Origin of the sequence: Nonomuraea sp. NPDC049709 (assembly GCF_040674815.1) — a bacterium.
In the GTDB taxonomy this organism is placed as follows: domain Bacteria; phylum Actinomycetota; class Actinomycetes; order Streptosporangiales; family Streptosporangiaceae; genus Nonomuraea.
Window position 1 is genome coordinate 18030 of record NZ_JBFANM010000006.1, and the last position, 25858, is coordinate 43887.

Here is a 25858-nt window from a genome sequence, read left to right on the forward strand (position 1 = left end):
AGAGCCGGGGTCGCACCCAGGTTAGGGAGGCCGGAGGGGATGCGGCCAGCGAAAGTTTCTCAACCGTGGTATGCGTAATCGTCATGGCCTTCACCGACGCCTCGCTCACCGCGCTGCGGGTCTTCCGGGAGGTGGCCGAGCGCGGGACGCTCACCGCGGCGGCCACCGCCCTCGGCTACACGCAGTCCGCCGTCTCCCGCCAGATCGCCTCGCTCGAACGCGCGGCGGGCGCCCCGCTCCTGGAGCGGCGCCACGACGGCGTGCGGCTCACCTCGGCGGGACGGATCGTGCTGCGCCGCGCCTCCGCCGTCGTGGACCAGGTCGACGCGGGTGCGCGCGAGCTCGCCGGGCTCCCCGACGAGCCCAGCACGGTACGCCTCAGCTGGTTCCCCAGCGCGGGCGCCGCCCTGGTGCCCCGCGCGCTGGCCGCCCTGCGCGTCACGCACCCGGCCATCACCGTCGACTCCAGGGAGGGCCGGACGCCGGCCCTGGTCCGCGCCCTGCGCGCCGGTACGGTCGATCTCGCCGTTCTGGCCTCCGTCCCGCCCTTCCGGCCGCCCGACACCGAGACGCCGGCGCTGGAACTCCAGACCCTGACGGAGCGCAGCCTGCACGTAGCCGTCCCGGCCGGCCATCCCCTCGCCCGCGGCGACTACATCGACGTCGCCGACCTGCACGGGCAGAGCTGGATCGCCGGCCCCGGCAGCGCGGCGGGGGGCGGCGCGGGCGACAGCACGGGGATGGGCGCCTGGCCCGGCCTGGACGAGCGCCCCCGGATCGCCCATTCCGCCCGCGACTGGCTGGCCAAGCTCAGCCTCGTGGCCGCCGGCTGCGGTCTGACCACCGTCCCGGCCTCGCTCGCTCCCGCCGTGCCGCCCGGCGTGCGCGTCCTCCCGGTACGCGGCGGACCCCAGGAACGGCGCCGCCTGCTCCTGGCCCGGCTGCCGGGCCCGCTGCAGGAACCCGTCGCCCGCCTCGCGCAGGTGCTGCGCGAGACCGCGCTCACCCCGTAGCGTCCGGCAGGCGCCTCACACCGCCCTGGCGAGGGGGAGTCACGCGCCCGTCCCGTAGGGCTGGAGGCCCTCCACCGCGTACGTGACGAGCGTGGTCAGCACCTCCTTGACCGACCTCCGCTCACGCACGTCGCACAGCACGATCGGGATGCCCTCGTTCAGCCCGAGCGCCCGCCGTACCTTCGCCGGGTCGTACCGGCGGGCGCCGTCGAAGCAGTTCACCCCCACCACGAACGGGATCCCGCGCTGCTCGAAGTAGTCCACCGCCGGGAAGCAGTCCTGCAGGCGGCGGGTGTCGGCGAGCACGACGGCGCCGAGCGCGCCCAGGGCCAGCTCGTCCCACATGAACCAGAACCGGTCCTGCCCCGGCGTGCCGAACAGGTACAGCCACAGCCCGTCCCGGATGGTGATCCGGCCGAAGTCCAGCGCCACAGTGGTAGTGATCTTGGACTCCACGCCCGAGGTGTCGTCCACCCCGATGCCGCGATCGCTCAGCAGCTCCTCCGTGTGCAGCGGCCGGATCTCGCTGATCGTGCCGACCATGGTCGTCTTGCCGACGCCGAAGCCGCCCGCGATCAGGATCTTGATGGCCAAGGCCGAGGCGACCGCGGTCGCCGCCGGCTCAGAGGCTGCGTAGTCCATGCAGCACTTCCCTGTAGATACGTTCGTCGATCGTCTGCGCCACGGGACGCGGGCGCTCGATGGTGACCAGGCCCTCGCGCCGCAGGTCGCCCAGGATCACCCGGGTGATGTTGAGCGGCAGCCTGAGGTGCGCCGCGACGTCCGCCACCGGCGTGGGCCGGCGGCACAGCGCGAGCACGGCACGATGCTCGGGGATCAGGTCCACGGGCTCGTGGGTGTCGCCGGCCGTCGTGACGATGGCCACCAGGTCGAACGCCTCGCCCTGCGGCCGCGCCCGGCCCCCGGTCAGCCCGTACAGCCGGATCAGCGGCCCGGGATCCTCTCCGGTCACGGTCTCGCGCCGTTCCAGGCGGGTGCCGGTGCCGCTCCCCTCGGATGCGCGGCGAGGTGCTCGCCGACCCGCTTGACCATCAGGGCCATCTCGTACGTGACCATGCCCAGCTCGGCGTCGGCCGTGGCGATGACGGCCAGCCGGGCGCCCTGACCGGCCGCGGTGACGAACAGGAAGCCCTCGTCCATCTCGATGATCGTCTGCCGTACACCGCCCATGGCGAAGTGCCGCCCCGCCCCCATGGCGAGGCTGTGGCTGCCGGCGGAGATGGCGGACAGGTGCTCCGCGTCCTCCCTGGTCAGCTCCCGGGAGTTGCCCATGGACAGCCCGTCCGCGGACAGCACGATGGCGTGCCGGATGCCCGGGACGCGCTGGATTAGGTCGTCGAGCAGCCAGCTCAGTTCACTTCTGGGGTCAGGCATTGGGTTGGTCGTCCTTTCCGTTCCACATGTCTCGCTCCTGCCTCGCTCGCTGGCGACCCTGCTGCCAGCCGCGTTGCATGGACGACATGAGCTGTGCGAGCTCCTCCGGCGAGCGGGCCGGGGTCGAGCGACGCTCCGCGCGCCCGTCCGTACGGAGCTGGGGAGCCAGGCTGGCCTGCGGGATCCGCATCGGCAGCCCGTCGAGGTCGTCGTCCGCCTCCTGGGCGGGCACCGTGACGCTCCAGCCGGCGGGCGGGCCGGCGGGCACGGTGGGTCCGGCGGGTGGGCCGGCGGGTCCGGCCTCGTACGCCGGGCCGGGTCTCCGCACCGCATCGGGCTCACGGACGGGCTCGGGCGCGGGGCCCGGAGGGCGTACGTGGTCCTGGGTGCGGATCGCGTCCTGGGCGCGTACCGGGTCAGCGGGCCTGCGTGCCGGGCCGGCCTCGAACCAGGTCGCGCGCTCCGGCTCGGGAGCGATGGCCACCCCGCGCGGGCGCACGTCCGGGGCCGCCATGCCGAGCGCCCGCACGGGCCGGGCCACGCGGGTGGCGGCGTCCTGGCCGGGCTGCCCCATGGAGTGGGCGGCGGCCGTCAGGGCCGGCGGTTCGGCGCCGGCGAGCAGCGTGGCGGGCAGGAGCACGATCGCGGTGGTCCCGTCGTACGGCGAGCGGCGCAGCACGATCTTGATCCCGTGCCGGGCCGCCAGCCTGGCCACCACGAACAGTCCGAGCCGGTCGGTGTCGGCCAGGTCGAACTCCGGCAGGTCGGCCAGCCGGGCGTTGAGCTCGTCGAGGGTGGTCTGCGACAGCCCCAGCCCCCGGTCCTCCACCTCCAGGGCCAGGCCGTTGGCCGCCGTCACCCCGCGTACGCTCACGGTCGTGTCGGGCGGGGAGAAGACGGTGGCGTTCTCCACCAGCTCGGCGACCAGGTGGATCACGTCGGTGACGGCGGCGCCGACCAGCAGCGGGGCGTCCGGCATGGGCGCGACGGTGACGCGCGTGTAGTCCTCGACCTCCAGCACCGCCGCGCGTACGACGTCGAACAGCGGCACCGGGTCCCGCCAGCGGCGCGCGGGGGAGGAGTCGGACAGGATGATCAGGTTCTCGGCGTGCCGCCGCATGCGGGTGGTCAGGTGGTCGAGCTTGAACAGGTCCTCCAGGACCTCGGGCTCGTCCGCGCGGCGCTCCATGGTGTCGAGCAGCGCGAGCTGGCGGTGCAGCAGCGCCTGGTTGCGCCGGGCCAGGTTGAGGAAGACCTGCCCGACGCCCTTGCGCAGGGCCGCCTGGCCGACCGCGGCCTCGACCGCCGTGCGGCGTACCGCGGCGAACGCGTCCACCACGCGATCGACCTCGGCCGTGTCGGCCCGGTCGAGCCCGGGGGCCTCGGTGGCCGGGTCCACGTCGTCGCCGCGCCGCAGCCGCTCGACCAGCCGGGGCAGCCGCTCCTCGGCCAGCTCCACCGCCGAGCCCTGCAGCCGCTTGAGCTCGTCGACCAGCGAGCGCCCGAACCGGTACGACAGCGCCACCGACACGACCACCGCGGCCAGCCCCAGGAGCAGGACCATCCCGATCCGCCAGTACGCCCCGCTCTTCAGCGCCTCGGCCTCCGCGGCGGCGCGGGCCAGCTCCGTCTGCGTGTCCCGGTTGATCCCGCCGATGATCGCCTCGGCGTCGCGGCGCCACTCGGCGGGGTTCACCGGCGGCGCCCCGTCGGTGTCCCAGGTGAACAGCTCGTCCTCGACCGCGATCAGCCGCCTGTACGGTTCGCTGGCCACCAGCCGGTCGTAGTCGGCGCGCAGCTCGGGCCCGGCGTCGCGCTCGGCGTTGGCGAAGACGAGCCGGCGGCTGGCCATCGCGGCCACGAACGCGCCCCGGTCGGCCGGGGTCATGCGGCGGTTCACGATCGTGGCGGTGAGCACGGCGTGCTCGCGGCCGAGATATTCCGCCGTGGCGCTGAAGGCGGCCATGCCGCGCACCCCGCGGAAGGACGACACGTCGCTCAGCGCGTCGCGGTCGCCGAACTGCCGGTTGGCCACGGCGATCAGGTTGTCGTACGCCTGAATGATCGTCAGCGGCGGCGCCAGCACGCCGCCGTCGGCGGAGGCCCGCAGCGCCTGCAGCCCGTCCAGCGCCTGCACCATCGTGCGCACCTGGGCCGGCGTCTCGCCGCCCGCCGCCTCGACGTCAACGGATCCGATGATCTCGCGCAGGCGCTTGGCCTGCGCGTCGGTGACCTGCCGCTGATCGGCCAGCGGCTTGTACGTCGCGGTGCTGCCCGGCGCCTCCGCCGAGAGCTGCCGCTCCTTCTGTAACTCCACGATCAGCTGTAACACGGGTGCGCCGATGGCCTCCCACCGGTCCTGCGCCTGGGAGACCGTGACGATCTCTTCCACACTGGAATAGGCGATGAACCCCCAGAGGGCAACCATGGAGACCAGCGGAAGCAGGAGGATCCTGAGCAGCTTGGTACGGATCGGCGGGGGCGAGCTCATCCATCTAGTCCAATTCCGCGCGTGGTGGTGCTTTTCTGTGGGCAGTCGTGAACTTGCTACCGGCCCCCGAGGATGCCCAGCCACGACTGGTTACGCCTGTGGTCCGTCCACTATGCCGATGGGGCAGATGTACTTCAAGGTACGGATGCGAAGAAACACCCGGAATGGCGGGTTGACTCTTTGTCAGCACACCGATCGTGACCGTGATCGTTGGCGGGTCACGTACAGTGACGAACTCAGACGAATGCGCTCAGACCGGTGATCGCGCGGCCGACGATGAGAGTGTTGATCTCCCTGGTGCCCTCGTAGGAGTAGATCGCCTCGGCGTCCGCGACGAACCTGGCGATGTCGTAGTCGAGGATGATGCCGTTGCCGGCGAGCAGCTCGCGCGCCCAGCCGACCACCTGGCGCATCTGCGTCGTGCAGTACGCCTTGGCCAGCGCCGAGTTCTCGTCCCTGAAGATCCCCTCGTCCTGGAGCTGCGCCAGGCGTACCACCATGCCGAGGCAGGCGGTGGCGTTGCCGAGCATCCTGACCAGCAAGTCCTGCACGAGCTGGAACTTGCCGATGGGGCGGCCGAACTGCTCGCGCTCCTTGGCGTAGCGCAGGGCGATCTCGTAAGCGGCGATCATGATGCCGACCGCCTGCCAGGCGACGCCGCTGCGGGTCCTGCGCAGGATCCTGGCGGTGTCGCGGAAGGAGTTCGCCCCCTGCAGCCGGTCGGTCTCGGGGACGCGGCAGCCGGACAGGACGATGTCGGCGTTCTGCACGGTACGCAACGCCATCTTGTTCTCCATCTTCGTGGCCGTGCAGCCGGGGGTGCCCTTCTCCACCACGAATCCCTTGACGTGCTCGTCCTCGACGTCCCTGGCCCAGACGACGATGAGGTCGGCGAAGGTGCCGTTGCCGATCCAGCGCTTGGCGCCGTCGAGCACCCACGTGTCGCCCTCGCGCCTGGCCGTGGTCCGCAGGCCGCCCGCCACGTCGGACCCGCCGGTCGGCTCGGTCAGCGCGAACGCGCCGATCTTCTCCATCCTGCTCATCCCGGGCAGCCAGCGCTCCCGCTGCCCGGCCGAGCCGCAGGCGGCGATGCTGCCCATGGCCAGCCCGGTGTGCACGCCGAAGAACGTGGCCATCGACGGGTCGGCGTGGGCCATCTCCAGCGCGAGGAAGCCGCTGAGCAGGCCGCTGGGCTTGGGGCCGGGGCACTCGGGGTAGGCCAGGCCGGCAATGCCCAGCTCGGCGTACCCCTTCACCAGGTCCACGGGGAACTCGGCGCGGGCCCAGCACTCGTTGGCGATGGGGACGACCTTCTCCTTGAGGAACTCGCGCACGCGCAGCAGGGTCTGCCGCTCCTTGGCGGTGAGCAGGTTCTCGAACTCGTAGAAATCTCCGGTCAGCAACTCTGACATGGGTTCGGCCTCCATGGGAGCGCCCCTGCCCGTACGCCGCCGCACGATGCGCCGTCAGCGGGAACCGCGGTTGCGCCACGGGCGGCCGGGGTCCTGGGTGAGGATGCGGTGCGGGATGTTTCCACCGGACATGTCCCGCCTTACCCACCCCTCGGAAGGGCAGTGACGCGCGATGCTCGACCCGTTCGCCAGGTGCCGGCTGCACGACGACTTCGAGCCCGTGACCGAGATGGGCGCCTACCCCTACTACCGCGCGGTACGGGAACGGCTGGCGACCGGCGAGGTGCTCGTCGACGGGCGCGTGCTGGTGGCGGCCGGTTCGAACGACTACCTCGGCCTGTCCACCGACCCCCGGCTGAAGGACGCGGCCTGCCGGGCGGTCCGGCGGCTGGGCACCGGCACGTCGGGCTCGCGCCTGGTCAACGGCTCGCTCTCGCTGCACGAGGAGCTGGAGGGCAGGCTCGCGGCGTTCCTCGGGCAGGAGGCCGCCATGGTGACCCCGACCGGCTTCCTCGCCAATCTCGCCCTCGGGGCGCTCGTGGGGCCGCGTGACACCGTACTGGCCGACCACCTCATCCACGCCTCGCTCCTCGACGCCGTCCGGCTCTCGCGCGCCCGCCTGCGCCGCTACCGGCACAACGACCTCGACCACCTGGCCCGGCTGCTGGAGTCCGGCGACCCCTCGGGAGCCGGGCTGATCCTCACCGAGGGCATGTTCTCCAGCACCGGCACGCTCGGCGACCTGCCCGGGATCGCCGGGCTCGCCCGCCGGCACGGCGTCCGCCTAGCCCTGGACGGCGCCCACGACATCGGCCTGCTCGGCGCGGGCGGGCGCGGCGCCGCCGAGCACTTCGGCCTGGAGGACGCGGTCGACCTGCACACCCTGGCCTTCTCCAAATGCTTCGGCACCACTGGCGGCGCCGTGGCCGGGCCCGGGCAGATCATCGTCTACCTGCGCCACCACGCCCGGTCGATGGTCTTCTCCGCGGCGCTGTCACCCGCGAGCACCGCCGCGGCGCTGGCCGCGCTGGACATCATCGAGACCGAGCCGGAGCGCCGCCACCGGGCGCTGGTGGCCGCCGCCCGGCTCCGCGCGGACCTGTCGGGGCTCGGGTTCGAGACCGGCACGTCGGAGACCACCATCATCCCGGTGCACGTCGGGGACATCCTGCTGTGCTGCCGCCTGTGGCGCGAGCTGTTCGACGAGGGCGTCTTCGCCACGGCCATGGTGCCGCCGAGCGTGCCCGCCGGGCGGGCGCTGATCCGGGTCAGCGCCACGGCCCTGCACACGGACGCCCAGCTCGACCGGATCGTCACCGCCTTCGCCGCCGCCGGGCGCCGCCTGGGGCTCATCGGAGGATGAGCGTGACGACCTGGAGGACGATGATGAGCGACAGCGCCACGACGAGGACGAGCCAACGGCGGTCGAGCCGGCCGGACCGGTCCCGGGTGGCGGGGGCGGCGTCCGGGTCCAGCAGGTCGCGCAGGACCGGGTTGATCTGGCTGTCCGGCAGCACCCGCTCCAGCTCGGGGACCAGGGCCGGCAGCCGGGAGCGCACCTCGGACGGCTGGCGCGTGGCCGCCCAGGCCCGCACGTCCTTGAGGATCTCCTGCACCTCCTTGGCGCTGGTCGCGGCGGCCAGGTCGGCCCGGAACTCCTCGAAGACGTCCCGCATCGCGTAGGTCCGCGCGGCCCCCTCGCCCTGCGGACCGCCCCCGGCCCGCGCACCCGGAGCGGCCGCCTGCGCGTGCGCGGCCGGCGTGCCGGCGAGCGGCTCCCCCTGCCCGCTCTCCTGCGGGAAGGACTGCGCCGCCCCGGCCCGCGGCTCTCGATCCCCGGCGCGCGGCTCCCGGCGCCCCGCCTGCGGCTCCCGCCCGCCGGGCGCACGCCCTCGTTCGGCTTGCCCCGCCCCGGCCCCCGACTGCGCCTGCGCCCGGGCCGCCAGGGTCCGCGCGGCCTGAGCCCGCGGTTCCTGCGGCTGCGGTGGCCCGGGTTGCGACGCCTGGGCCGCCGGATACGGCGAGGCGGACGCGGCGCGCGGGGCCGGGGCGGGCGCCTGCCCGGCCTCGCCCGCTGCGCGCGCCACCGACGGCTGCCCGGCCTCGCCCGCCACCGACGGCTGCCCGGCCTGGCCGGACGCGCGGGCCGGCGGGCGCGGGGCCCAGGAATCCTCCGACGGCGCGGCGGCCCAGCCCACGGGCTCGGGCGGGGTGCTCGCGAGGAGCCGGATCCGCTCCTCCGGCGGCGTACTGTCCGTGAACCTCAGCCGCCTGACCAGCTCCACCAGCTCGTCCCGCGCGTACGCGTCCACCACCCGCGCCGCGATCTCCCCGTACTCGTCCTCCTGGTACGGCGCCCGCAGGTCCACCCGCGCCCGGTGCGAGGCCCGCGACGACGGCCCCGGCCACTGCTGCAGGAAGATGACCTCCGCCCCCTGCGTCAGGTCGTCGCTCTCATACGTGGAGAACGTCTCCGGATGCCGCCCCAGCACCAGGTCCAGGATGTCCACCAGCCCCCAGAGCTGCGCGACGGCGTCCCCGCGGGACGCCACGGACAGCTCCTTCCCGGGCCGGCGCAGCGCCTCCGCGACGATCGGCGCGAGCGTCCCGGCCCCGGCCCGCGCCCGCCGGTCGAGGGCCGTGCTGGACCGGGTGTAGGAATCGAGCAGCCGGGCCAGGTCGAGCGGCTGGTCGTCGGCGGGCAGCTGCTCGGCCCAGCCGGGGGCCAGGGCGAGCGCCTGGCGCACGTTCGGCATCGCGGGGGACCGGTCGGCGGAGCCGCCCAGGTACGCCTGGACGCGGATGGTCCGCCTGCTGTCCGAACCCCCGGTCCGGGTCCGCGCGAGCACCACCACCCGCCCGTCCACCAGGAGCCGGCAGACGCTCACCCCCGCCGCCGGCCCGGGGTCGAGCCAGGGCCCGAGCTGGTGGTACCAGCCCCGGGTGTCCTCCAGCGAGGAGCGCACGGGCCCGAGACCGGTACGCCGCTCGTCCCACTCGAACTGGATCCAGTCGACGCTGGCGTAACGTCCCATCACAGCCCCACCTCCGGATAGCCGCGCAGCACGCCGGTCATGGCGAAGAGCGAGATCAGGGGCGCCAGGACCCGCCGGGGCCGGACCCCCCGCCGGAAGCGCCCCTCGGCGGCGGTGGCGCCCGTCGCCGAGACGAAGTGCAGGGTGCACTTGCGGCACTTGTCGTACGGGCTCAGCCACGCCTGCGCCCCCCGCCGGTGCAGGAAGGCGTAGACGTCGCGGCTCTCCTCCAGCACCGCCTCCGGGTCCAGCCGGTCGGGCTCGCCGTACAGCCACGTGTCGACCGGCGCCTGGAAGCGCACGGCGTCGCTCTTGGTGACCGCGATGGCGGCGGGGATGTCCAGCCGCCCGCCGGTCTTGGGCAGCCGGTCGAGCACGGCGCGGAAGGACTCGTCGCCCATCCTGGCCGGCCGGGTGTCGGCGTCGATCACGAAGAGCAGCCCGCCGACGGCCGGCACGAACCTGGTCGCCTCGTGCGTGCTGCTGCGCAGCAGCTCGCCGGCGATGTCGAAGAAGGCCACCGCGGTGGTGTGCCGCCCGTCGTTGACCAGCAGCGCGTCGGCCGGTTCGGCGGTGGCCCGGTGGGTGGTGCGCGACAGGGCGACCCGCTCCACCATCAGCGGATGCACGTACGTGTCGACGTACTCGGCGTGCCGCTCGATGTCCACCGCGTCCGTGGTCAGCCCGTACGGCCGCAGCCCGCCCTGCTCGATGGCCCCGATCATGGCGGCCAGCAGGTGCGTCTTGCCCGTCTCCGGCCCGCCGACCAGGCCGATCACCAGCGGCCGCCCGTGCCGTACGTAGGTGTAGGGCAGGTGGTGCTCCTGGCTCGCGTCGGCCACCGGGGCCGGGCAGCGCACGTGGGCGGCACGCAGGAGGTCCTCGCGGCGGGCCCCGGTCACGTCGTCCAGGGACAGCGGCCGGTACTGACCGGCCGGGGTGCGTTCGTAGAGCTCGTCCTCGCTCCAGGCGAACTCGTGCAGGCAGATCGGGCAGAGGATCACCGGGTCACCAACCAGAGGACGACGAGCAGGACGAGCAGCACGGCCAGCGGGAGCCAGCGGGTCCACCAGGGGCGCGGCGCCTCCTCCGGCGGCTCGGGCACCGGATGGACCCGGGTCGCGGGCTCCTCGGTGGCGGATCCCGCGGGGACCGCCTCGGTCCTGGCCTCCCGCGCCCGGTCGAAGGCGGCGCGCCCCTCCTCCAGCCCGAGGTCCTGCTCGACGGGGACGGCCTGCATGGGGTCCGGCACGCGCAGCCGGGCCAGCACCTCCCGCGCCGACGGGGGCTCGCCGGAGAACACGTCGTGGATGGGCTGCAGCGCCGGGGCGGCGGTGAGGTCGGGCAGGTCGGCGATGTCGCGGCCGGTGACCGTACGGTAGATCACCATGCCCGCGCTCCACAGGTCGTCGGCGGTGGCGGCCAGGCCCGTGCCCGTGCGCTGCGCCGGGCAGGCGTAGGGCGCCTCGCCCAGCCGCAGCCGCCGGCTGCCGATCAGCGTGGCCCGGCTGAGGTCGGTGAGCTGCACGTGGGAGCCGTCCCAGCGCACGGTCTCCGGCTCGATGCGCCGGTGCACGATCCCGCAGGCCGACAGGATGCGCACCGCGCGGAAGAGGCTCGCCTGCAGGGCCCGCTGCTCGGCGATCAGCAGCGCGCCGGACCTGCGGGTGACCGGCTCGCCCCGCCGGTCGGACAGCAGCACGAACGGCTCCTCCTCGTCGAGGCTGTAGCCCATCAGCCGGGGCAGCTCGACGGGGTAGGCCCGGCTCAGCCGGGTGAGCAGCCGGGCGCCCATGCGGGCCTCGTTCTCCAGGAGGTCGTAGAGGTATTCGCGGTCGCGGCCCTCGGCGCGGGGGACCCGCCGCTGCACGAGCCTGGTGCCCTGCACGACGAGGGTCAGCCGGCGCTCGAAGGGGTCGTGCCACGGCTCCGCCTCCACCTCCCAGGTCACCGGGTCGCCCTCGGGGGAGGTGAAGGTCAGCGGCTCAGGTTCCATCCCCACTCCAGTTCTCCTCCACCGTTCCGGGGCGAAGCGGCACCAGGCGCAGGGTCCCGGCGTACTGTCCCGACCGGGTCCACACCACGCCGGGCGGGTTGCCCTGTCCCCGTACGGCCCTGGGCGCGAACCGGACCGCGTACGCCTGCCGCAGCAGCACCGACAGGTCCCGGTCGCCGCACAGCTGCAACATCTGCCCGCCCGCCTGGGCGCTCAGAGCCCGCACGACCTGCTGGGACTGCCGCCACACCGCGTCCACGAGCTCCTGGCGGCCGGTGTCGCCGGTGCCGAAGTCGGGCTGTTCCTGCACGCCCCGGTGGGCCAGGTGGTAGCGGTACTGCCGGAGCGTCTCGTCCACCCGGCGTTCCAGCCCCGTCTGAACGTCCCGGTAGCCGCCGTGCTCGAGGGAGACCCAGCCGGGCTCCAGCCAGCCCGTCACCGCGTCGAGCAGGTCGCCGGTGATGACCTCGCGCAGCTGGCCGCCGCGGTCGCGCAGGCGTACGGTGACCTCCTCGTCCAGCGCCGGGGCGGCGGCGGCCTGGCCGGCCTCGGCCCTGCTCCAGTCCCGAAGCGTGCCGGCCACCTGCGCGCAGACCTCGCCCAGCGCGGCCGCCAGCGTGCGGGCGGCGTCGGAGGTGTGCGTGCGCGCCGCGCCGAGCGTCCACTCGCTGGCCGCGACCCGTTCCAGCCGCGCGCGCAGCTCGTCGAGCGCGGTCCTGGCCGGGCCGAGCGAGAGCTGTTCGCGCCACCACGCCCGCGAGCGCCGCCAGAAGACGAAGCGGTCGAGCAGCCCGGGAGGGAACTCGGCGGGCGCGTGCAGCGCGTTGAGCAGCTCGTCGGGGCAGATCCGCCAGAGGTCGCCGACGAAGGCGGCGCTGCCGATGGGCGCGCTGTGGTCGGCCAGCAGGCGCAGCCGCGAGGCCAGCCGCGCCAGGCTCTTGCGCTCGGCCAGGGCCGCCTCGACGTCGGCGCGCAGCTCGCCGACGATCTCGGCGTGCCCCATGAGCGCGGGGGTGGCGAACTTGACCCCGTTCGCGGCCAGCGTCTCGGCGGTGTCCTCGTCGGCGTGGTCGATCTCGGAGAACAGCCGCGCCACGGTGTCGCGGAACTCGGCCAGCGCCTTGCCCGCCGCGATCACCTCGTCGGCGATCGTGTTCCGGACCGGGGCGGCGTGGAAGTAGCCCAGGTCGTCCAGGGCGCGGGCGGCCCGGTCGAGCTGCTCGGCGGCCCGGCGGTGCAGCCGGTCCAGCGGGCCGTCCTCGATCAGCGCGTCGAGGAGGTCGGCGGGCAGGTCCACGGTGCCGCTGAGCACCGGCAGCGCGGTGGCCAGCGGCGAGCTGAAGGTGGCGGTGTCCTGCTGGACGGGCCCGTCGAAGCGCTCGGCCACCTCCTGGAAGGCCTGGGCGAGCACCTCGGGGTCGATCCGGCCGGCCACGATGCGCCAGCCGGGCGAGGCGGTGCCGTACGGGATGTCGCCCAGGCTGTTGACCACCTCGTCGAAGACCTCCGGCTGGCTGAGCAGGTCGATCAGGATGGACTCCGAGCTCACCCCCGGCCCGTGCGCGGCCTCGCCGGTGTCGGCGTCCCAGAGGATGCCGCAGGGGTCGCCCACCCACAGCACCCTGCGGCTCTCCCCGTCGAGCGCCGGGGGCAGGCGCAGCTCCGGCCCCAGCGCGACCACGAGCACCGACCTGACCAGGCGCGAGCTGAACACCTGCTGCAGGGCCTGCTGCCCGTTCGCCAGGCGCTCGGTGTCGGCCACCACCAGCACCCGGGGGCCGAGCCGGGCCGGCTCACCCTCGCGCAGGTCGAGCACCACGACCATGGTCACTCCCCGACGAGCGCGTCCAGGTCGCGCAGGTTGTAGGCGACCGCCTCGGCGACCCGCTCGAAGGGCAGGTCCAGCGCGGCGGGCAGGGTGTGCGCCCAGAAGGCGACGAGCTGGTCGGCCCGGTTGCGCGCGCCGGAGGGCAGCTTGGGCGCCATGATCTCCAGCAGGCCGAGCTGGTCGGCGGCCATGCAGGTGACCTGGTGGTAGAGCGGGTCCGGCACGCTGAGGGTGCCCGCCAGGCCCGCCGGGGTGGCGTTCATCAGCTGCTCGCTGACCAGGCTGCGGAACTCCTCGTCGCCGCCGATCACCCACTGCTCGTAGGCGCGCAGCATGCTCGGCCACGAGGACGCCTTGCCGTACCCGGTCAGCGGTAGCGTCATCGAGCCGCCCTCGACGTCGATCCGGATCCGCGACGGCGAGCTCGGCTCGCCCTCCACCACGCTGACCCGCCCGTTCCACAGCAGGCAGAGCAGCCGGTGCAGGATGCGGACCCGGTGCTCCTCGGTCGTGGCCAGGTAGCCGAAGTCGTAGCCGAGCCGCTGGCGCCACTTCAGGTGGTCCTGCGGCCGCTCGCCGTGCAGCGCGTCGGCCCAGCTGGCCAGCACCTCGCGCAGCTCGCGGACCTGGGTGACGCTCATCGAGGTGCGCAGCTGCACGACGGTCACCGAGTCCGCGTCGATGTTGCGGAAGTCGGGCACGCCCGGCAGGTCGATCCGGTCCTTCAGGAAGCGCTCCAGGTCGGGGTCCTTGGCCGGCGCCGGGTAGGAGACCAGCACCTTCAGGTCGCCCGTGCCGTCGGGGGTGAAGCCGCCCGGCACCAGGTCGGCCAGCTTGAGCTGGAACTGCCGCACGTGCGGGTCGTCGCCGCCCGAGGCGCCCCCAGAGGCAGACTGGGCCAGGATGTCGGCCAGCGAGGGCAGCAGCGGCCGCTCGCCCAGCGCGGCGGCCTCGTCCTGGTCCTTGAAGAGCTTCTTCACCTCCAGCTTGAGCCGCTCCCGCACCCAGTTGAGCGCCTCGGCCGGCTTGCCCGTGCGCCAGGCCAGGTCGTACGCGTGCCGCCAGCCGTCCGGGCCGACCAGCGCGTTGACCACGCCGGCCTCCCTGTCGGTCGGGCGGAGCAGCTGCCGGGCGACGAAGACGTCGACGAAGCGGCGCACGACCGCGTCGTAGAAGGCGTCCGCCCCGGTGGGCGGCAGCAGGTGGTAGACGCCCACGCGGGTCTCGTAGAGCTCGCCCGCCCGGCGCGCGAACCGCTCGGGGTCGGCCTCGGCGTGCTCGGCGAAGACCTGGGTGAACTCGCGCACCTCGCGGATGAGCTGCTTGCGGCGCGGCTCCCAGCGGGGCATCTGGTCGGCCCACGCCCTGTGCCAGAGCGACTGGCTGCGCCACAGGTACCAGGCCTCCTGGTCGGCCAGCGACGCCTGGACGGCGGGGTCGGCCCACTGCACCTTGCGGAACACCCGGTCACGCATCGGCCGGGGCTGCGGGGGAGCCTCGTTCATGTTGTCGTACGGCTTGCGCGGCTGCGCCCTGCGGTGGTCGAGCAGCCCGGCGAAGCCCAGCCGGTCGGCCTCGTGCACGTCGCCCGGCAGGCCGACCACCACCCGCCGCAGCCGGAACGGGTCCACCTGGCCGAGCCCTTCGAGCGCGCCGCGCCGCACGTCCATCTCCTGCGCCATGGCCGGCACGCTGCGGGTGAGCTGCCGCTCCAGCGAGGCGAGGTTGTCCTCCATCGCGCGCATCCGATTGGCCAGCGACTTCAGGATGTCGGCCGCGCCGGTCGCGGTGCGGGCCTCGGGCAGCGGCAGCGGCTCGCGGGTGTTGAGCGGTTCGAGGTTGGTGGTGGTGAACATGCGCCGGATCTCGTCGACGTTGCTCTCGGCGGCGCCCGGCGGCACGGCTTCGAGCTGCGTCACCGCGCGGGCCAGCAGCCGCGAGCTGACCAGGTCGGCCAGCTCCTCCACGGGCACGGTCATGGACGACACGAACGCCGTCGAGACGCCCCGGTTGCCGATCCCGGAGGCCGCCGCAACCTCGCGCTCCACGGCCCGGTTGATGAAGTCGTCGGCGAACGAGGACTCCCCGCGATCCTCCATGCCGCCGGCCGCCTCGCCCGAGGTGCGCGGCTGGGTGCCGGCCAGCGAGACGATCAGCGAGGCGATCGAGCGGTGCAGGTCGTCCCGCTCGACGCCGGGCGGCATCGTGAACAGGAACGCGGTCTGTACGGTGCCGGTGGCCAGGCGGACCTCGCCCCTGGCCGGGTAGCGCACGCCGAGCTCGCCGACGATGCCCTGCTCGTCGACCTGCGTGCCCGCGGCCGGCGCGTTCTGGTCGTCGACCAGCCGGAACAGGTCGAGCAGGCTGGAGCCGGCGTTCAGCCGGGCGCGGCGGCCGCCGCCCTTGCCCTCGGCGAACGCCGACGGCATGACGACCAGCGGGTAGATCCGCGCCCGGATGCCGTTGCGGGCGAAGGCGTCGCCGATCAGATGCAGGTAGTCGTAGAAGATGCCGCTGCCGGTGCCGCCCGCCACCGAGAAGGCCACGAAGACGTCGCAGCTGCGCCGCAACCGGCCGCCCAGCGCGGCCAGCTCGCTGCCGGAGTTGCTGATCGCGCCGATGGCGTCGTCGATGCCCTGCACCACCGGCCCGATGCCGTGGCGCATCCGCTCGAACAGCGCCGCCCTGGCCACCGTGGGCAGCTGCCCGGCGCCCCGCATGAGCGGCGCGACCAGCGGTTCCTGCTCGCGTGGCGGCAGCCAGTCCTTGACGTGGTCACCCAGCGTGGCCCGCAGGCTGCGGGCCACCTCCGGGTAGGAGTCGAACTTCGGCACCACGTCGTGGATCAGGTGGGCGGTCCGGCTCGCCGCCGGGAACTCCTTCTCCGTCGGCACCACCCGGCGACGCGTGCGGTTGAGCTCGGCCTCGTTGAGGTCCACGTAGACGAACTGCAGGCAGGAGGGCAGCTCGTACGGCTGGTAGTTCTGCCAGCTGAAGTTCCTGATCAGGTCCATGCCGTCGGGACCGCACAGCTCGTCACGCAGCCAGCGCTCCAGCTCCACGCCCACGCGGCAACCGGTGCCGCCGAGCCCTACGAACATCATCGGATCGAAGATCCTCATGCGCTCCTCACAACAGGTCGTCGCCCGGCATCGGTCTGTGGGTCCTGCTCTGGTACGGCTCCCGCCCGCCGTACGCGGGTTGCTCGGCGGCCGCGCCGCGCGCCCGCCCGTCGTCCACGCCGAGGTACAGGCCGCCCGGCAGGGCGATCGGCCGCCCGGGGAGCAGCGGGTCCAGCTCCTGCCCGGACGGGTCGCGGACCAGGACGGCCTGGCCGGCGCCCCGGCGTACGGTGTAGCCGGTGCCGTACGTGCGGACCAGGCGGCCGCCACTGACCTCGAAGGTGAACTCGGGGCCCTCGCCGAGCGGCGCCTGCAGCCGGCTGATGTACGGCTCGCCGGGCCGGTCGAACAGGTGCAGCGTCAGCTCGCTGGGGTCGGCCGCCCGGCGCCGCGCCCGCCTCCTGACCAGCAGGAACGGCAGCGCCACCGCCACGATCGCGAGCAGGATCAGCAGGGCCTGGAGCAGCCGCTGCCACAGCGGGGTGGGCGGCCGCACGTCCACGTCCACGAACTCCTCGGCCACCACCTGCCCGGTCGCGTCCACGACCTGGACCACGCCGCCGATCCGGCCCTCGGGCGCGCCCGCGCCGATCCGGAGCGCGAAGGCGTGCTCGGAGGCCCCCGCCGGCGCCTGGAGCTGCTGGGCCGACAGGCTCACCGTGCCCGGGACGTCGACGAGCCGCAGCCCCAGCTGGGCCGGCCCGGCGTCGTTGGTCACGCGTACGGCGCCGGAGACCTCCGCGCCCGGCTCCACCGTGGCCGCGTCCAGCTGCACCTGTGCGCGGAGCCGGTCGGCGGGCCCGGCGACGCGGGTCGCGTAGGGGCGCTCGTCACCGGCCACGCCGGGCCCGGTCACCCTGCCCAGGAAGGACAGCGCGCCGGTGGCCGAGGCGGGGATGGCGACCTGGCCGGAGAACTCGCCGTCGCCCTCGCCCCGGTCCGCGCCGTCGCCCGTGTCACTCAGGTCGATCGGGAGCTCCTGGAAGCCCTCGCCGGACATCCTGGCGGTGAAGCGCAGCCCCTCCAGCGCCGCCGGGTCGGTGATCGTGCCCGTCCTGGTCTGGAGCCGCAGCCGCACGGCCACCTGCTCGCCGGGGCGCGGGCGGGGGTTGCTCAGGGAGATCGAGGCGCGCAGCGCGCCCTGCCAGACGACGGTCGCGCTGACGTCCTGGCGCTGGACGCCCGGCGGCGACTTGAGCTGGATGCGCCACTTGCCAGGCAGCGGGTTGCGGATGCGCAGCGACTCCACCGGGCCGGACTCGCCGGCGGCCTGGAAGGTCGAGTCGTTCTGCTCGCCCTGCTTGGGCACCTGCGCGCCGGCCGGGTCGAAGTAGGTGACCTGGATGCGCCGGTCGCGCTTGACCACCACGATCGAGCCGTCGGTCGCGATGATCGGGATGTTGACATGAAGATCGACAGTGGCGCCCGCGTCGAGTGAATCGGTCACCGACTCCTCGATGCCCGCGCACCTGGCGTAGGCGAACGCCTCCAGCAGGGAGCGCTCGACGTCGGCGGAGTTCGCGACCACCCGCGCCCGCGGGGTGGCCGACTCCTGGCCGCCGCAGGGCTGCCGCCAGCCGCCGGTGGCGAAGGCGTCGAGGCTGGTCTTGTCGGCGGAGCCGAAGCCGAGCGGCCAGATCTGCACCCGCGCCCGCTCGGCGTCCTTCAGGCCGCTGCCGATCTGCGCCTGGGCGTTGCGGTTGCGGGCCTGGGCGTCGGCGCCGTACTGCGGGCTGTTCCCGACGTCGAGGACGCCGTCGGTCAGCAGGAACACGATCTTCGCGCGCTGCTGGTCGTCGGGCTTGTTCATGATGTCGAGCGCCTGCTCGAGGGCGGCGGCGTGGTCGGTGTCGTTGCCCTCCTCGGTGCCGCGGCGGTGCAGCCGCTCCACGCACCGGCTCAGCGACTCGCGGTCCTGTGCCGTCTCCACCCCCGTCAGCGGGCAGACGATGTCCACGGCCGACTGGCCGGGACCGTTGGAGCTGCCGAAGCCCACCACGGACACCTGCGACTGCGGCGAGAGCTCGCTGAGGGCGATGAGCTGCGCGGCGGCCCGCTCACGGGCGACGTCCTGGCCGCTCAGGCTGCCCGACTCGTCGACCAGGATGACGACGCGGACCGGCTTGACGTCGGACGGCGCCCGGCGGGGCAGGCCGGCCTGCGCGGCCGTCGGGAAAAGCACCACAGCAGCGGTCACGGTCAGCGCGAAAAGGGACGTGAAGGATGAAGTGACGCGCACATTTCCTCACAGTTGCCGTTTTTCCTAACCGCTGAACGGAGAAAGGCCCCGAGAAGTTTCTGCCGTAGTTATGGACGTAACGACCGCCAATTTGAGCATGTCCGAAATTGGACACGGATGCAACGCATATCGCGATCCTAAAGGGAGACGCGCGGATGTGACGCAGAGAGACGCCTGGATAACAGGCTGGTTGGTAACGGAGGAAAGTTGGCGGCCAGATCGCCCGGCTCGGTGCGGCCCGATCTGGATCGCGGTGCGCTCCGGGGCCGACTCCTTCCGACGAGGGTGACCAGGCCGGGAACCACACGCCGAAGCGGTGCCAATGTCGAAAAAGGCGAATCCGTCGGTGTAAAGGCGGCAGTAAATGTCGTCCCCGGCCCCGGAGGATCGTCCGCCGGGGCCGGGGATGCTCAGCCGAGGTGCTCCTCGGGCCGGAAGTCGGCGGGGGAGAGCCGGCCGTAGATGATCATGAGGACGGCCACGAGCGCGGTCCACCCGGTCTGGTGCCCGGCGCCCAGCCCGGCGCCGTCGTCGCCGTGGAAGTACTCGTGGAACTGGATGAGGTCGCGCCAGTGCGGGTCCTCCTGGAAGATCCGCTGCCCTCCGTACACCGGCCGCCGCCCGTCGGGGCCGCGCAGGAACAGCCGGACGAGCCGGTCGGAGATCTCCTGGCCGACCTCGTACAGCGTCATCCGGTTGCCCGAGCCCGTCGGGCACTCGACGGTGAAGTCGTCGCCGTAGAAGGCGTACAGGTGCAGCAGCGCCCGGATGATCAGCGCGTTGACCGGGAACCACACCGGCCCCCGCCAGTTGGAGTTGCCGCCGAACATCCGGCTGTCGGACTCGGCCGGCAGGTACGCCACGCGGTACTCGCGCCCCGCCACCCGGAACGAGTACGGATGCTCGGCGTGGTGGCGCGACAGCGACCGGATCCCGTACGGGCTCAGGAACTCCTTCTCGTCGAGCATCCGGGCCAGCACCCGCCGCAGCTTCCGCTCGTCCAGCAGGGACAGCATCCGCTGCCCGCCCACCCCCGGCCGGTCGGCGGCCGACATGCCCTCGGCCACCGACGGATGCCTGCGGGCGAACTCCCTGATCCGGTTGTACAGCCGGGCGTCCCGCTCGTCGGGCCGCGGCGTGAAGACGGTGGTGGCGCACAGCGGCAGCAGCCCCACCAGGGAGCGCACCCTGAGCCGGGTGGCCTCGCCGTCCGGCAGCCGCAGCACGTCGTAGAAGAACCCGTCCGCCTCGTCCCACATCTCCTCCTTCACCTCGCCGATCCGGTCGGTCGAGGCGGAGATGCGCAGGAAGTGCTGGGCGAAGCGCACGGCGAGATCCTCGTACGCGGGCGCCCGGTCGGACAGCTCGGCGGCCATCTGCAACATCGTCTGCGTGTAGAACGCCATCCACGCGGTGCCGTCGGCCTGGTCGAGCGACCCGCCGGTGGGCAGCGCGGCGCTGCGGTCGAACACGCCGATGTTGTCCAGGCCGAGGAAGCCGCCCTGGAACACGTTGCGGCCGTCGGGGTCCTTGCGGTTGACCCACCAGGTGAAGTTCAGCAGCAGCTTCTGGAACACCCGCTCCAGGAAGTCGGGGTCGCTGTGGCCGTCGAGCCGGCGGTCCATGCTGTTGATGAAGCGCGCGGCCCACGCCTGCACGGGCGGGTTGACGTCGCCGAACGCCCACTCGTACGCCGGCACCTGGCCGCTCGCGTGCAGGTATCTGTCGCCGAGCAGCACCTCGACCTGGTGCTTGGCCAGGTCGACGTCCACCATGGCGAGCGCGACCGCGTGGAAGGCCTGATCCCAGGCGGCGAACCACGGATATTCCCACTTGTCCGGCATGACCAGGATGTCGTCGGCACTCAGGTCGTACCAGGCGTGGTTGCGCTGCCCGGTGCGGTTCCACGGGTCGGCGCCGTGCTCGGCCAGCCAGGTCTCGACGTCGAAGCAGTAGTACTGCTTGCTCCACAGCAGGCCGGACAGCGCCTGCCGGAGCACCAGCGCCGCGTCCTGGCCGGTGTCCCGCGGGGCGAGCGCGGCGTAGAAGGCTTCCGCCTCGGCCCGCCGCGCCGCGATCACCTCGTCGAAGCCGGGCCCGAGCGGGTCCGGCACGTCCCCTGCCGCGAGCCGGACGCGTACGGTCGCCTCCCCGCCGGCCGGCGCCGTCAGCGTGTGGTGCGCGGCGGCCTTGGTCCCGGCCCGGTCCGGGTTCACCGCGCCGCCCTCGCCGTTCACGACGTGACGGCCGATGCCGTCCTTGACGTACGGGGTGGCGTTGCGGCCGCCGAACAGGCGCTCCTTGTTCGTCTCGTTCTCGGTGAACAGCAGCGGGACGTCCGCCGCGCAGTGGAGCCGGTACGTCCCCAGCTCCCGGTGGTCGGCCTGGACCACGCCGGGCCCGGTGGCCCGCATCGCCGGCTTCGCCGTGCCGCCGCCCCACGACCAGGTGTTGCGGAACCACAAGGTCGGCAGGACATGCAGCGTGGCCGCCTCCGGGCCCCGGTTGGCCACGGTGACGAGCATGAGCAGGTCGTCGGGGGCGGCCTTGGCGTACTCGACGAAGACGTCGAAATAGCGATCGCCCGCGAAGACGCCCGTGTCGAGCAGCTCGTACTCGTAGTTGTGCCCGCCCCTGGCGGCGTTGGTGGCGACCAGGTCGTTGTAGGGGAAGGCGGCCTGTGGGTATTTGTAGAGGTATCGCATGTACGAGTGGGTCGGGGTGCTGTCGAGGTAGAAGTAGTAGTCCTTCACGTCCTCGCCGTGGTTGCCCTCGCCGTTCGTGAGCCCGAACGGACGCTCCTTGAGGATCGGGTCCCGGCCGTTCCACAGCGCCGGCGACAGGCAGAGCCGCTGCTTGTCGTCGCTGACGCCGCCGAGGCCGTCCTCGCCCCACCGGTAGGCCCGCGAGCGGGCGTGGTCGTGCGGGAAGTAGTCCCACGCCTCGCCCGTCACGCTGTAGTCCTCGCGGACCGTCCCCCACTGCCGCTCACTCAGGTACGGCCCCCACCGGCGCCAGGGCGCGTCCGGAGCGGCCGACTGCGCTAGTCGTTCCCGTTCGGCATCCATGGGGGCAGCATGCTCCCCCTTCCCCGCCCGTGCCTGCTCACCGCACGGTGACGTCCGGATGTGGACGCTCATCGGCCTCTGACGAACAGGCTGGAGACCACGGTGACCGCCGCGCCCAGCACCGCCACCAGGGGAGCCGCCACGGGCAGCAGGTGCACGCACAACGCGGCGGCGGCCGCGCCGAGCGCCAGGGTGAGCAGCACGGCCGCCAGCTCGAACAGGTGCGGCGGGCCGGTGCCGGGGGCGAGGTGACGGGAGATGGCGACGGTCAGCGCGCCGGTGATGAACGTGGTCGAGCCGACGAACGTACGCAGCCGGTGGGTCACCGCGCTCTGCCCGCCCATGGCCACGGCGGCGATCGCGACCAGCGGCAGCTGCGGCCAGGACGCCACCCAGCCGGCCGCCAGCACGGCCAGCAGGCACAGCTCCGCGCCCACGGCCAGCTTGGTACGGGCGGCCCAGCCCGTGGCCGGGCCGATGAACCGGAAGGCGACGACCAGGCCGCAGATGAAGGCGACCAGCGCCACCAGCGAGCCCACCGCCTCGGACAGGCGGCCGTGCCCCGCCGACAGGCCGAGCAGGACCAGATTGCCGGTCATGTTGGAGGTGAAGACCTGGCCCAGGGCGAGGAAGGTGAAGCCGTCGACGGCGCCCGAGGTCAGCGCCAGGCTGAGGACGGGCAGGCGGGTGCCGGAGGTGCCGGACGACATCCTTCCATGCTCCGCCGCGCCGCCCGCCTCCTGGGGAAGGCGCGCTGGGACTCAGCCGCGCGGGGAGCCACCGCCCGCTCGAACAGCGCCCGCACCGACCCCTCGTCGGCCAGGTCGAACGCGACCGCCATGGCCGTGCCGCCGGCGGCCGCGCATCAGGTCTCCGATCTCGTGGTGACAGGAGCCAGCCAGAGGCCGGCCAGGGCATCGATGAGGCCGAGGGCGGTGGCCTCCCAGCTCGTACGCGCCGTGGGGCCGCCCTCCTGCAGGGCCCGCTCGCGCTCGGCCAGGATGTGCACGACGAGCAGGCGGCTCATGTCGCTCCGCTCGGCGTGCACCTCCTCCGGCAGGCCAGGCAGCAGCCGGAACATGCCTTCCAGGGAGCGCCGCATCGAGGGCGTCGCCACGGACTCGTCGATGACGATCTGGCGCAGTGCCGGGACGGTGTTGACCTGGGCCAGGCACCGGGCCCGCCAGCTCGGCACGCCCAGCGCGTCGAGGTGGTCGGTGGCGGGGCGGACGAGGCAGGAGACCCACGCGCGCAGGTCGGTCGCGTCGCCCATCTCCGCCAGCATGCGCAGCCGCCGCTGCTCGGTCTCGGTGGTGTAGCGGCGCACGATGGCGCGTACCAGGTCGGCCTTGGTGCCGAAGTGGTAGCCGACGGCGAAGTTGTTCGCCTGCCCGGCCGCCTCGCCGATCTGCCGGTTGGACACTTCGCCGACCCCGTGCTCGGCGAACAGCCGCTCGGCGGCGTCGAGGATGGCCTCGCGGGTCTCCTGGGCCCGCTCGGTCCGGCCGGCCACCGTCACCACCGCACCGGCACGCGCTCCAGGCCGCCGACGACCAGGCCCTCGCGGCGCCTGAGCTCGGCGACCGGGACGGCCAGCTCCAGCGTGGGCAGCCGGTCGAGCAGCACCTTGAGCACGGTCTGCAGCTCGGTACGGGCCAGCGACTGCCCGATGCACGAATGCGGGCCCACGCCGAAGGCCACGTGCGGGTTCGGCGAGCGGTCCAGCCGCATCTCGCCGGCCCGCTCGAACTGCCGCTCGTCCCGGTTGGCCGCGGCCATGCTGCAGATCACGGTGGTGCCCTTCGGCAGCGGCTCGCCCGCCACCTCGACCTCCTCGCTGAGGTAGCGCGGCATGCCGAAGCCGGGGTTGGCGTCGAAGCGCAGGACCTCCTCCACCGCCGGGCGGACGAGTTTCGGGTCGGCCAGCAGCGCCTCCCAGCGGCCGCGGTCGGCCAGCAGCATGGAGACCATCTTCCCGATCATGTTCGCGGTGGTCTCGTGCCCGGCCACCAGCAGCCCCTTGGCCGTGCCCAGCACCAGCTGCTCGGTCAGCCGCCCGTCCAGCCCCGCCACCATCGACAGCAGCTCGCTGACCAGGTCGTCGCCCGGCTCGGCCTGCTTGGCCTCGGTCAGCGCGACCAGGTACGCGTCGAACTCGGCCTGCGCGGCGTCGATCTCCTCCTGGCCGAACTTCGTCATGCTGAGCATGGTGTCCGACCAGTACGCGAACCTGTCGCGGTCGGAGTCGGGCACCCCGAGCAGGTCGCAGATCGCCCACACCGGCAGCGGGAAGCCGACCGCGCTCACCAGGTCGGCCGGCGCTCCCTGGGCGACCATCTCCTCGACCAGGTGCTCGGCCATGGCCTGGATCCTGGGCTGCATCGCGGTGACCCGCTTGGCGGTGAACGCCTTGCCCACGAGCTGCCGCCACGCCCGGTGCTCGTCGCCGCTCATGCTGCTGCCGCCGCTGCCGAACACGCCGCCGGACTCGTTGGCGGTCACCCGCGCGGCGTCCTCGGCGTCGAGCTGGCGGGTGAAGCGCGGGTCGGACAGGACCTGCCGCACGTCGTCGTACCGGGTGAGCAGCAGCGCCTCGTCGCCGCTGGCCAGCCGGATCGTCGCCACCGGGCAGCCCTCCCGGAGCTCGGCCCACTCCGGAGGCGGTTCCAGCGCGCTGGGGTTGCGGAAGGGGTACTCGGGTGCCTCGGTCACGATTCGTTCTCCCTCTGCGCGGTGGCTGGACGACATTGAAGTCAGGTCATCCATTTAAGTCAAGCGACTCAAACAGGGAGAGGGCCGTGAGCGCGGGAGGCGGACCGCGCTCACGGCCTCTGCGGTGCCGCGTCAGATGGAGATGCGGCCCGCTCCGGCGCCGCCGGTCACGATGGACTTGACGCTGGAGGCGCTGTCGAGCGAGTACGAGTACGGGATCGAGCGGACGCTGCCGCCCTGGTCACCGCTGCCCGAGTTGACGAAGTGGTTGTTGCGGGCCACCAGGCTGCCGGCCGGGGAACTGCCCTCACCGCGGTGGAAGGGGTCCTCGGTGTTCTCGAAGTAGTTGCCCTCGACCAGCACGCCGGCCTCCTGGGTGGAGGCGACGCCGTAGCTGCCCACGTTGCCGTAGAAGTTGTTGTACACGTGCACGGGGTTGCCGAAGCGCACGCGCGGGTGGCGCTGGTTGGTGCCGTCGAACCAGTTGTGGTGGTAGGTCACCCGCAGATGGTTGCGGTCCTCGGAGCCGTTGCCGTCGCTATGGCCCAGCAGCATCGTCTTGTCGTGGCTGGAGAACTTGTTCCAGGAGACCGTGACGTAGTCGCTGGCGCGCTTGATGTCCAGGGCGCCGTCGTAGCCGTTGCTGAAGGAGTTGTGGTCGATCCACACCCGGGTCGAGTACTGGACGTTGATGCCGTCGTCGTTCCAGCCGCGGAACGTGAGGTTGCGGATGATCACGTTCGACGCCTGGGAGACGTTGAAGCCGCAGCCGGAGATGGTCGCGCCCGAGTTGCCGATGACGGTCTTGTTCGAGGCCACCCTGAGCATGCCGGAGCAGGAGATCGTGCCGGAGACCCGGATCACGGCCGCCGAGCCGGACGACAGGGCGCTTGAGAGGGCGGAGGAGGAGCTCACCGTGGTGGTGGGCGCGCTGCCGCCGCCGGTGGTGCCGCCGCCCTGGGTGGCCCAGCCGACCAGCGGGGTGTCGGCCGAGGCGGGCGGTACGGTCACGGTCAGCCCGGCGGCCGCCGCGGCCAGGCCCGTGGCCAGCGTGAGGATACGTCGTGATGTGCGCATGGTGGTGCTCCTCCTTCAGAGGTATCGGTGCCGTCCACATATGTGAACGGCTGGCAAGATGGTGAACACGTGTGAATCTAGGAAAGCGCTTTCCAATCGTCAACAAGGCGCCTGTGATCCGTTCCGGCGGAATCGGCGTCGTCGCCGGTCAGGACATAACAGGCGAGATTTCCAGGAGTGAAACTTTCAGTCGGGGCCCCGGACGCGAAAGGGCCGGTGCCGGACATCCGGCACCGGCCCTACGCGGTCGGGACTACTCGCTCACCTCGATGGCGGCGGCCGGGCAGACGGCCGCGGCCTCGCGGACCAGGGCGTGCTGGTCCTCGCCCGGCTCCGCCTCCAGCAGGATGACGATGCCGTCGTCCTCGCGCTGGTCGAACACCTCCGGCGCGAGCAGCACGCACTGACCCGCGCCGCAGCACTTGTCCTCGTCCACGGTCACTTTCATGCTGAGCTCCTCTCTGTCGGTC

Annotated in this window: 19 protein-coding genes; 2 read left to right on the forward strand and 17 right to left on the reverse strand. The window is 73.0% G+C overall.

The features are described 5' to 3' along the window. The first annotated feature begins 83 nt into the window (after positions 1–83). The gene (locus tag AB0J69_RS07455; RefSeq protein ID WP_364113913.1) at positions 84–1013 is read left to right on the forward strand and encodes a LysR family transcriptional regulator; all 930 of its coding nucleotides are present in this window, start codon (positions 84–86) and stop codon (positions 1011–1013) included. Between the two features lie 39 nt (positions 1014–1052). Here AB0J69_RS07455 and AB0J69_RS07460 read toward each other — a convergent pair whose 3' ends face one another. The 5 genes from AB0J69_RS07460 to AB0J69_RS07480 form a co-directional block, all read right to left on the reverse strand. Beyond that, complete coding sequence (locus AB0J69_RS07460; RefSeq protein ID WP_364113915.1) at positions 1053–1655, reverse strand: ATP/GTP-binding protein; 603 nt, start codon at positions 1653–1655, stop codon at positions 1053–1055. Then, complete coding sequence (locus AB0J69_RS07465) at positions 1636–1986, reverse strand: DUF742 domain-containing protein (RefSeq protein ID WP_364113917.1); 351 nt, start codon at positions 1984–1986, stop codon at positions 1636–1638. The genes AB0J69_RS07460 and AB0J69_RS07465 overlap by 20 nt, the downstream gene beginning before the upstream one ends. After that, positions 1983–2408, reverse strand: a complete 426-nt coding sequence (locus AB0J69_RS07470; RefSeq protein ID WP_364113919.1) for a roadblock/LC7 domain-containing protein — start codon at positions 2406–2408, stop codon at positions 1983–1985. Before AB0J69_RS07470 ends, AB0J69_RS07465 begins: the two co-directional genes overlap by 4 nt. Then, entirely contained in the window at positions 2401–4899 is a 2499-nt protein-coding gene (locus AB0J69_RS07475) for a nitrate- and nitrite sensing domain-containing protein (protein ID WP_364113921.1), read from the reverse strand. Before AB0J69_RS07475 ends, AB0J69_RS07470 begins: the two co-directional genes overlap by 8 nt. A gap of 236 nt (positions 4900–5135) precedes the next feature. Beyond that, positions 5136–6311, reverse strand: coding sequence for an acyl-CoA dehydrogenase family protein (locus AB0J69_RS07480; protein WP_364113923.1), 1176 nt, complete (start codon positions 6309–6311; stop codon positions 5136–5138). Positions 6312–6483: 172 nt separating this feature from the next. On the opposite strand from AB0J69_RS07480, the gene AB0J69_RS07485 reads away from it, so the two are divergent. After that, entirely contained in the window at positions 6484–7674 is a 1191-nt protein-coding gene (locus AB0J69_RS07485) for an aminotransferase class I/II-fold pyridoxal phosphate-dependent enzyme (protein WP_364113925.1), read from the forward strand. Here AB0J69_RS07485 and AB0J69_RS07490 read toward each other — a convergent pair. From AB0J69_RS07490 to AB0J69_RS07545, 12 genes are all read right to left on the reverse strand, one after another. Beyond that, a complete protein-coding gene (locus AB0J69_RS07490; protein WP_364113927.1) occupies positions 7661–9346 on the reverse strand; it encodes a hypothetical protein in 1686 nt (561 codons plus the stop codon). The two genes, AB0J69_RS07485 and AB0J69_RS07490, sit on opposite strands and share 14 nt — an antisense overlap. Then, a complete protein-coding gene (locus AB0J69_RS07495; protein WP_364113929.1) occupies positions 9346–10350 on the reverse strand; it encodes a hypothetical protein in 1005 nt (334 codons plus the stop codon). Before AB0J69_RS07495 ends, AB0J69_RS07490 begins: the two co-directional genes overlap by 1 nt. Beyond that, positions 10347–11342, reverse strand: coding sequence for a hypothetical protein (locus tag AB0J69_RS07500; RefSeq protein ID WP_364113931.1), 996 nt, complete (start codon positions 11340–11342; stop codon positions 10347–10349). The genes AB0J69_RS07495 and AB0J69_RS07500 overlap by 4 nt, the downstream gene beginning before the upstream one ends. Next, complete coding sequence (locus AB0J69_RS07505; protein ID WP_364113933.1) at positions 11332–13167, reverse strand: hypothetical protein; 1836 nt, start codon at positions 13165–13167, stop codon at positions 11332–11334. The genes AB0J69_RS07500 and AB0J69_RS07505 overlap by 11 nt, the downstream gene beginning before the upstream one ends. Before the next feature lie 2 nt (positions 13168–13169). Next, a complete protein-coding gene (locus AB0J69_RS07510) occupies positions 13170–16292 on the reverse strand; it encodes a tubulin-like doman-containing protein (protein WP_364113935.1) in 3123 nt (1040 codons plus the stop codon). Positions 16293–16299: 7 nt separating this feature from the next. Next, complete coding sequence (locus tag AB0J69_RS07515; protein ID WP_364113937.1) at positions 16300–18531, reverse strand: vWA domain-containing protein; 2232 nt, start codon at positions 18529–18531, stop codon at positions 16300–16302. A 410-nt stretch (positions 18532–18941) separates the two neighbouring features. Then, entirely contained in the window at positions 18942–21599 is a 2658-nt protein-coding gene (locus AB0J69_RS07520; protein WP_364113939.1) for a hypothetical protein, read from the reverse strand. A 68-nt stretch (positions 21600–21667) separates the two neighbouring features. Beyond that, positions 21668–22309 carry a YoaK family protein gene (locus tag AB0J69_RS07525; protein ID WP_364113941.1) on the reverse strand — a complete coding sequence of 214 codons (642 nt, stop codon included), beginning with the start codon at positions 22307–22309 and terminating at the stop codon, positions 21668–21670. A 155-nt stretch (positions 22310–22464) separates the two neighbouring features. Then, positions 22465–23121: a TetR family transcriptional regulator gene (locus tag AB0J69_RS07530; protein ID WP_364113943.1), complete on the reverse strand. Its 657-nt coding sequence runs from the start codon at positions 23119–23121 to the stop codon at positions 22465–22467. After that, complete coding sequence (locus AB0J69_RS07535; protein WP_364113945.1) at positions 23115–24311, reverse strand: cytochrome P450; 1197 nt, start codon at positions 24309–24311, stop codon at positions 23115–23117. Before AB0J69_RS07535 ends, AB0J69_RS07530 begins: the two co-directional genes overlap by 7 nt. 132 nt (positions 24312–24443) lie before the next feature. Continuing rightward, complete coding sequence (locus tag AB0J69_RS07540; protein WP_364113947.1) at positions 24444–25388, reverse strand: right-handed parallel beta-helix repeat-containing protein; 945 nt, start codon at positions 25386–25388, stop codon at positions 24444–24446. A 253-nt stretch (positions 25389–25641) separates the two neighbouring features. After that, the gene (locus AB0J69_RS07545) at positions 25642–25836 is read right to left on the reverse strand and encodes a ferredoxin (RefSeq protein WP_364113949.1); all 195 of its coding nucleotides are present in this window, start codon (positions 25834–25836) and stop codon (positions 25642–25644) included. Positions 25837–25858: the final 22 nt, after the last annotated feature.